Consider the following 9,191-nt stretch of genomic DNA (forward strand, 5'->3'; position numbering starts at 1 on the left):
ATGCGGAATAAGGAGTGAATGGAATGCGGCCGTTATCTTCCGCTGCCAAAACGGCCTTTATTTTTTATGCTGTTTTTGCGGTATTCCTGTTGATGGTGGACCATTGGATCCCGGGGATCGTTCCGGCGGCGGCGCCGGCCGCGGCGCCTGGCCAAGAACTGGTCTTCGAGCGGCCCGGAACAGTCGATCTGGTCTTTCTCCAAGATTCCCTGGATGAATCCTGGGGGCACTGGCTATCCTCCCGGGGCTGGCGGCCCGGCGATCTGATCCGCGGCCAGGAGGCCCAGCTGATGACGCGGGAGTATCCCCGCAACCGGTTGCGGTGGGTGAAAAGCCGGACCCGCCTGGAGCTGCCGGCTGTCGCGGAGCGGGAGGAACTGGTGGACATGGCTTGGGAATGGCGGAACCTGGTAACCTCTCAGGGACTTTTTATCCGCCGGACTGACTGGGGAGTGAACCGCGGCAATGTCTGGGTGAGGCTGGAGAGCGAGGCCCGGATCCGCCTGTCCGGGAAGGCGTTGCGCTTGCCTATGGCGGAACTCCTGATCAGTCAACGGCTATCCCCCGGCAAACCGCTGGTTTGGAATTGGCGGGGCCTGATCCCCGAACCCCATCCCAAACTGCCGCCCGCTCCGCCGCCGATCGCCAGCCAACCGGAACCGCCGCCCCAGCCGCAATCCCCGCCCCCGCCCCGTCCGACAGCCGCGCCGGTCCGGCCGGAGCTTCCGGCGGTCCAGTACCGGGCGAAGGTGGCACTGATCATCGATGACGTCGGCTTCGTGCGCGGCCCGGCCGACGCCATGCTGCAGGTTCCGGCCAGTCTGACCTGGTCGGTGCTGCCTTTTACGCCCTATGCCGCCGAATATATTGAGGCGGCCCGGGAACGCGGCTTCGAAATCATGCTGCATTTGCCGCTGGAACCGTTGAACGCCGCGCACAACAATCCCGGGCCCGGCCTGATCAAAGCCGAATGGCCGGAAGAACAGATCATCAGGCAGCTGGACGCCGATCTGGCCCAGGTTCCGGGCGCGGTCGGCCTGAACAACCATATGGGGTCGGCCGGAACCCACGATGACCGCCTGATGGAGATCCTGATGAAAGCCCTCAAGGAACGGGGGATCTTCTTCGTGGACAGCAATACCGGAGACGGCGCCCACCCCTCGGTGGCCGGCAAATACGCCCGGGAATACCGGGTGCCTTATGCCAAACGGCGCATCTTTATCGACAACTCCAGCGATCCGGAGTCGAAAAAGAACGCGTTGCGGCAGCTGATGGCGCTGGCCCTGGCCGAAGGGGAAGCGATCGGAATCGGCCATGTCCGCGAGGGGACGGCCGAAGCCATCCGCGCGGTGCTGCCCGAATTCGCCGAGGCCGGAGTGCGGATCGTGCCAGTCTCGGAATTGGTCCAATGAGAGAATTGCCTAATTTTTATAAGCCGCCGGTCAGGCGGCTTTTTGACTGCCGGGGCGGCAGTCCCGTTCCGGGGAACCGGCCGTAACCGAAATGTAATTGGTCGGGGAAAAGGGTTTTCCGGGTTCCACGTCGAATATATGTTCGAATACGGAATGACTGAAAAAGGGTATAATGGTTGTGAGGTGTTACCGATGGACCAACGATTTGTGCTCCGTTCCGAATATCAACCCAGCGGCGATCAGCCCGAGGCCATTGCGGGGCTGGCCCAGGGGATCCGGTCCGGCCTGCGCGATCAGGTTTTGCTCGGCGTGACCGGTTCGGGCAAGACCTTCACCATGGCCAAGGTGATCGAGGAAGTGCAGCTGCCCACCCTGGTGCTGGCCCACAACAAGACGCTGGCCGCCCAATTGTACAGCGAATTCAAGGAGTTCTTCCCCGAGAACGCGGTGGGCTATTTTGTGAGCTATTACGATTACTACCAGCCGGAGGCCTATGTGCCCCAGACCGACCTGTATATTGAGAAGGATTCCAGCATCAACGACGAGATCGACCGGTTGCGCCACGCGGCCACTTCTTCGCTCTTTCAGCGGAAAGACGTGATCATCGTGGCCAGCGTCTCCTGTATCTACGGCTTGGGCTCGCCGGAAGACTACGAGGCGATGACCCTCTCCCTCAAATCGGGCGAGTTTAAAGAACGCAACCAGATCCTGCGGCGGCTGGTGGGGATCCAGTACAGCCGGAATGATCTCGGGTTCACCCGGGGCACCTTCCGGGTGCGCGGCGACGTGATCGAGATCATCCCGGTCTATGGCGAAAACATTATCCGCATCGAACTCTTCGGCGACGAGGTGGAGCGGATCATCGAGATGGATCCGTTGACCGGCGAGGTCTTGCAGAACATGGAGGAAGTGATGATCTACCCGGCCACCCACTACATCACCTCCGAAGAAAAGCGCAAGCTGGCGATCCAATCCATCGAGGCCGAACTGGAGGAGCAACTGCGCAAGTTCAATGAAGAAGGCAAGCTGCTGGAGGCGCAGCGCCTGGAGCAGCGGACCCGCTTTGATCTGGAGATGATGAACGAAGTCGGTTTCTGCCAGGGGATCGAGAACTATTCGCGCCACCTGACCGGCCGCGGCCCCGGCGAAGCCCCGGCCACGCTGTTGGATTACTTTCCCAAGGACTTCCTGATGTTCATCGACGAGTCGCACATGTCGGTGCCGCAGATCGGCGGGATGTACGCCGGCGACCGCTCGCGCAAGGAGACGCTGGTCAAGTACGGCTTTCGCCTGCCCTCGGCCCTGGACAACCGGCCGCTGCAGTTCGGCGAGTTTGAACAGCGGTTGCACCAGGTGGTCTATGTTTCGGCCACGCCCGGACCCTATGAGATGAAACGGACCCAAAAAGTGGTGGAGCAGATCATCCGCCCCACCGGCCTAGTCGATCCGGAGATCGACGTCCGTCCGGTCAAGGGCCAGATCGACGACTTGATGGAGGAGATCCGGCAGCGGGTGGCCCGCAACGAACGGGTGCTGGTGACCACGCTCACCAAAAAGATGGCCGAGGATCTCACCGAATACCTGGAAGGCGTGGGGATCCGCGTCCGCTACCTGCACTCGGAGGTCCAGACCCTGGAGCGGATCGTGATCATCCGCGATCTCCGGATGGGCAAATTCGACGTGCTGGTGGGGATCAACCTGTTGCGGGAGGGCCTGGACCTGCCGGAGGTCTCGCTGGTGGCGATCCTCGACGCCGACAAGGAGGGCTTCCTGCGCTCCGAAACCTCGCTGATTCAGACGATCGGCCGGGCCGCCCGGAATGTGCAGGGCAAGGTGATCATGTACGCCGACCACAACACCGATTCGATGACCCGGGCGATCAACGAGACCAACCGGCGCCGGGCGATTCAGATGCGTTACAATGAAACGCACGGGATCACCCCGGAATCGGTCCGCAAGGCGGTGCGCGATCTGATCAGCGCCGAACAGGCGGCCGAGGACAAGGTGGCCTATGAAGCGCAGAAATTGCCGAAACTGAGTCCGGCCGAGATCAAAGCCAAGATCGACCAATTGGAGACCGAGATGCTGAAGGCCGCCGGCGACTTGGAGTTTGAACGCGCCGCCGAGCTGCGCGATGAGATGCGGAATTGGGAGAAATTGCTGGGTAAGAAGGAACCGGCCTAATTGCCTTTGGTGATGGGGAGCTTCCGTGCGCTGGTTTTATTTTCTTCCCGGTTCCGTAATTTGGGCGCGCGTTAGGGTCCATCACCAACGGATCGGGAAGACCGTTGAATGACCAAACGAATCAACCAAGAATCGATACTGCCTGGGTTCGGCGTCACGCCGAGCCCTTTTTCTTATCGCCGGAGGATCTTCCTGGATTGGGCAGTTCCTCCACCCCGCACCGTTCTTCTTTCGATAGCCCGGTACATGCCGTTGCACTGGATTTCCCGCCTCGGCGGGCTCTTCCCTTGGAGATGACTCAAGGGTCGGGCCGAGAATATTTGGGGTCTGATTTATGAGAGCCTCATTGACAAACTCCAATAGAAAAGTTAAAATTAGATAAAAATAGTAAAGTAAAATTAAAAAAATGCTACGAGATCCGAACATTTTGGAAAACTTCGAGGCCGATCTGGATTGAAAAGGAGAACCAGTGGAGATCTGCCAGTCTCCGTTCGGCCGGTGAGGGGAGGAGACGAACTGACTGGGCACGTGAAGTGAAAACGCCCGGACGCTTCGGATGAGACGGCGAGAATGAAACGAAGCGGTTTGCCTTTTGTTATGTTATGATCGTTTCGTGATATCAAAGAAACAGATTCGAAAAAAATAATTCAAAAAAGAAAGTCCTGATAAATCCCCAATCAAGCGCGTTTTTACAATAGGGTGTTTTAACTAAGGTTATATCATAAAAATTTTACGGGGAGGATACTTGTATGAGGAAATTATTCACTTACCTGCTGGTGCTGTCCATGGTCCTGGCGATCGCGAGTTTTGGAAATGCCGCTCCCAAGACGTATGTCGGAATTTCCATGCCCACCCAGTCGTCGGAACGCTGGATTAAAGACGGCGGAACCATGAAGACAATCCTTGAGAAAAAAGGTTACCGGGTCGACCTGCAGTTTGCTGAAGATGATATTCCGACTCAGAAAGCACAGATTGAGAATATGATCTCCAAGGGCGCCAATGTCCTGGTGATCGCCGCCGTTGACGGCTCCACCCTCTCGGCGACGCTGACCGCGGCCGCCAAAGACGGCGTGAAAGTCATTTCGTACGACCGTTTGTTGGTGAATACGGACGCCGTTTCCTATTATGCGACGTTTGACAACCGCAAAGTCGGACAGCTTCAAGCGCAATCACTGGTCGAAGGTCTGAGAAAATACAAAGGCAAAGGCCCCTACAATGTGGAGCTGTTTGCCGGTTCGCCCGACGACACCAACTCCTACTATTTCTACCAAGGCGCGATGGATGTCCTCAAACCGTTGATGGATAAGGGCACGATCGTGGTTCCCTCCAAACAGATCGCCCAGGATAAGATCGGTACCTTGCGTTGGCTCGGCGATGTGGCGCAAGCGCGGATGGATGCGCTCCTGGCCGCCAATTATTCGGGCGGGAAGCGGGTTCTTCATGGCGTATTGTCGCCGTATGACGGGATCTCCCGAGGCATCTTGTCGGCGTTGATTTCGTTTGGTTACACCCCGGGCAATAATTTCAAAAACCTGCCGATCGTTACCGGTCAGGACGCCGAAGCCGCGTCGATTAAACTGATCATCGCCAGGCAACAATACTCCACCATCTTAAAGGATACGCGGGATCTGGCCAAAGTGGCGTCAGATATGGTTGACGCGGTTCTGAAAGGCACCGAGCCGCAGATCAACGATACCAAAACCTATAATAACAATGTCAAAGTCGTTCCTTCCTATCTCTTGACCCCGCACATCGTTACCGTTAGCAATTACAAGAAGCTGGTCATCGATTCCGGCTATTTAAAACCGTCCGATATTAAATAAGATCCTCGAACGCGGTTTCCGGCAATCGGCGGGGTATCCCCGCCGATTGCCTGGATATCCCGAATGGATGGAAGAGAGTGTCCTGGTTGATTAGTTAAAACACCAAATTTTTTCGACCGGTTCGCGTTGGATGCAAACGCTACGATATCCTCATGGTAAGCCATCGGTTAACACTCCTTTTTGGTTTTGTTATAACCAATTACCATTCTGGGGTCTCCGATGGCTTTCCTCATATCAAGCCGGGGAATTGCATCATTGCCTTATCAAGCCGCGGCCGCCATGGATGGCAAAGCCCCGCTCGATCCATCCGCGTTGGCGGACGAAGGCTGATTTGGAAACCGGTGCTATTCTTTCGTGCATGCGGACTGCCAGACGCCTTTATTGCCATCCTTAAAAGCGTTGTGATAAACACCGTCCGAAGGTCGGGTGTTCACAAAAGCTCAGAGAAGCAAGGGATAAAGTCGATTTTCAAACCTTTCCCGGGCTGAATCGGTTGGAAAGAGACTTTATCACATGGCTTCTAATAAAGGAGATCAAAAGATGGAAAGCTATATTCTGGAAATGAAAAATATCACCAAGCTATTTCCCGGAGTGAAAGCGCTGGACAATGTGAATTTGAAGATTCGGCCGAACCAGATTCATGCGCTGGTTGGCGAAAACGGGGCGGGTAAATCCACGCTGATGAACATCCTGAGCGGGGTTTATCCATACGGAACCTATAGCGGAGACATTATTGTCAATGGCGAGATATGCAAGTTTCGGGATATTCGCGAAAGCGAGGCGAAAGGCATCGCGATTATCCATCAGGAGCTGGCTTTAATTCCTTCCCTGTCCATTGCCGAGAATGTCTTTATCGGCAACGAGCAGACGAATAACGGGTTCACCGTCAATTGGAACAAGACCCGTCTGAAAACGCTGGAGATCTTCAAAAAAGTCGGATTGCACGAAAACATCGATACCCGGGTCATGGACATCGGAATGGGCAAACAACAGCTGGTGGAGATCAGCAAGGCCCTATCCAAAGATGTCAAGATCTTAATCCTGGATGAACCGACCGCGGCATTAAACGATGAGGATTCCAATCATCTGCTGAATTTGATATTGGATCTGAAAGAACATGGCATTACCAGCATTATTATCTCTCATAAGTTGCAAGAAGTGATCAAAGTCGCCGACGAAATCACCGTGATCCGCGATGGCGCCACCATTGAAACCCTGGTGAAAGGGGAGGATTCCATCACCGAGGACCGGATCATCAAGGGAATGGTCGGACGGGAGATCAAAGACCGCTTTCCCAAGCGGCATCATCAGATCGGCGAGATCCGGTTTGAGGTTCAAAATTGGAGCGTCCATGATCCGATTCAGGAATCCCGGAAGGTCATCAAGGATGTCAACCTTCATGTCCGCAAAGGCGAAGTGGTGGGCATCGCGGGCTTGATGGGCGCCGGCCGGACCGAATTGGCGATGAGTATCTTTGGCAAGGCTTACGGCAGAAAAATAACCGGGACCATCAGAAAAGACGGCCAAACGCTGAATTTGCACAGTGTCAGCGATGCGATTCAGAACCGGATCACCTATTCGACGGAGGACCGCAAGACGGCCGGTCTGATCCTGTCCTCGGATATCAAAAAAAATATTACCCTCGCCGCGCTGCCCAAAATCTCCAAATGCAACGTGGTGGATGAAAACCAAGAGATTCAAGTCGGCGAAGAATACCGCGGCAAATTGCGGATCAAATCGGCCAGCGTTTTTCAGAATGCGGGCAACCTCTCGGGCGGCAATCAACAGAAAGTCGTCTTTAGCAAGTGTATCTTCGCGGACCCCGATATTCTTTTTTTGGATGAACCGACCCGCGGCATCGATGTCGGAGCCAAATACGAGATCTACTCGATCATTAATGAACTGGCGGAAGAGGGAAAATCGATCATCATGATCTCCTCGGAGCTGCCGGAGGTCCTCGGGATGTGCGATCGCATCTATGTCATGAATGAGGGCAGAATCGTGGGCGAGTTTTTGAGCGAGGAAGCCTCTCAGGAGAAGATCATGCAGTGTATTATGCAAAGCAATAAGGAGGTCGTAATGTAATGAAAACCAACACTGCGCTAAAGGAGCATCCGTTCTTCAATCCGGAACGGATGTTCAAGGGCAACCTTCGCCAATATATGATGATCATTGCCTTGATTGTGGTGATCATCTTTTTCGAGATTGTAACCCAGGGGATCCTGCTGAAGCCGCTCAATGTCTCCAACCTGATCTCCCAGAACAGTTATATTTTGATCCTGGCCATCGGCATGCTGTTGTGCATCTTGTGTTGCGGTTTCATCGATCTGTCCGTCGGTTCGGTGGCCGCATTTGTGGGGGCGGTTTCGGCGGTGCTCATTTTGAAGATGGGCCTGCCCGTCGGCCTGGCGATTTTCCTGTCATTGTTCATCGGTTTCCTGATCGGCTGTCTGCAAGGGTTTTTCATCGCCTATGTAGGGGTTCCCGCGTTCATCGCCACGCTGGCGGGCATGCTCGCTTTCCGGGGACTGACCATGGTGATTCTCCAGGGCACCAGCCTGGCGCCGATGCCGGAGAGCTACAATTTCCTGGCCGCCGGCTTTGTGCCGGACATCGCCGCGCTCCCGGGGATCAATCTGCTGGCGGTCCTGATCGGGGTGGTGGCCTCCGCCTTGTTTATCATCAGTCAAATGATCGAACGCTCCAATAAAAAGAAGTACCAATTCGAGGTCCCGCCGCTCGGGGCATTTATCGCCAAAATCGTGGTCATCGTCTGCGTGATCAATGCTTTTACCTACACCCTGGCGGTCTACAAAGGCATTCCCGCGGTCCTGATCCTGGTCACCGCCTTAGTGCTGATTTACTCGTTTATCACGAACCGGACCATCGTCGGCCGGCACATCTACGCCTATGGCGGAAATCCCAAAGCGGCCGCGCTTTCGGGCGTCAAAACCAGAAAGATTCTGTTTTGGGTCTACGTCAACATGGGCGTGTTGGCCGCTTTGGCGGGCATTATCTTTACCGGCCGGCTCAACTCGGCCACGCCCAAAGCCGGGACCAACTTTGAGCTGGATGCAATCGCGGCCTGCTTTATCGGAGGCGCCTCGACCTCCGGCGGGGTGGGAACCATTGTAGGGGCCATCGTCGGCGGCATGCTGATGGGAGTGCTCAATAACGGCATGTCCATTCTGGGCGTAAGCATCGACTGGCAACAAGCGATTAAAGGTTTCGTGCTGTTGGCGGCAGTCGCTTTCGATGTGCTTTCCAAAGCGAAAGCCAAGGCCTGAAGCGCCGGACGCTGCCGGTGGGAGAGGCGCTCCGCCGGATGGAAGGGGAAAGGTGCCGGACCCGGCTGCGGGAGCAGGGTCAATCGAAGCGGAAATCAAATGGAGAATGCAGATGGGAAGGATTCCATCTGCATTTTCGATATTTAAGGGAGGGGTTCCGCTCACCCTCTGGTTTTACCTGGTTTTCGCCGCACTTTACCGATTTATCCACAGCCAAAACCATGAACTGTGGTAAACGGATCCGTTTATCCACAAAAATAGCTCGCTTATCCACAAAAAGAGCTTGCTGAACGACTGAGCAAGCTCTCCCATTCACAAAACCAGCTTGCTTATCCACAAAAAGAGCTTGCCGAGCGACTGAGCGAGCTTACTTATTCACAAAACAAGCTTACTACTTAGAAAATACAAACGGCAACGAAAAAGGAGCCCATGGAGCACTTAATCAACGTTTAGACAGCAGGATTTCGGGCTTCTAACGAAACAAT

The 9,191-nt window shown here is 55.2% G+C and carries 5 protein-coding genes; all 5 read left to right on the forward strand.

The features are described from left to right. The first annotated feature begins 23 nt into the window (after positions 1-23). The 5 genes from EDC14_RS25195 to mmsB all read left to right on the forward strand — a co-directional run bounded on the left by EDC14_RS25195 (position 24) and on the right by mmsB (position 8,706). On the forward strand, positions 24-1,412 hold the full coding sequence (locus tag EDC14_RS25195) for a divergent polysaccharide deacetylase family protein (RefSeq protein ID WP_132017712.1): 1,389 nt from the start codon (positions 24-26) through the stop codon (positions 1,410-1,412). A gap of 192 nt (positions 1,413-1,604) precedes the next feature. Then, complete coding sequence (gene uvrB, locus EDC14_RS25200) at positions 1,605-3,596, forward strand: excinuclease ABC subunit UvrB (RefSeq protein ID WP_132017715.1); 1,992 nt, start codon at positions 1,605-1,607, stop codon at positions 3,594-3,596. 749 nt (positions 3,597-4,345) lie between these two features. Continuing rightward, entirely contained in the window at positions 4,346-5,419 is a 1,074-nt protein-coding gene (gene chvE / locus EDC14_RS25205; RefSeq protein WP_132017718.1) for a multiple monosaccharide ABC transporter substrate-binding protein, read from the forward strand. Between the two features lie 540 nt (positions 5,420-5,959). Continuing rightward, complete coding sequence (gene mmsA / locus EDC14_RS25210) at positions 5,960-7,504, forward strand: multiple monosaccharide ABC transporter ATP-binding protein (protein WP_132017721.1); 1,545 nt, start codon at positions 5,960-5,962, stop codon at positions 7,502-7,504. Further along, positions 7,504-8,706 carry a multiple monosaccharide ABC transporter permease gene (gene mmsB / locus EDC14_RS25215; protein WP_165908320.1) on the forward strand — a complete coding sequence of 401 codons (1,203 nt, stop codon included), beginning with the start codon at positions 7,504-7,506 and terminating at the stop codon, positions 8,704-8,706. The genes mmsA and mmsB overlap by 1 nt, the downstream gene beginning before the upstream one ends. The last annotated feature ends 485 nt before the right edge of the window (positions 8,707-9,191 follow it).

Source organism: Hydrogenispora ethanolica, assembly GCF_004340685.1.
GTDB classification, from domain to species: Bacteria; Bacillota; UBA4882; order UBA8346; family UBA8346; genus Hydrogenispora; species Hydrogenispora ethanolica.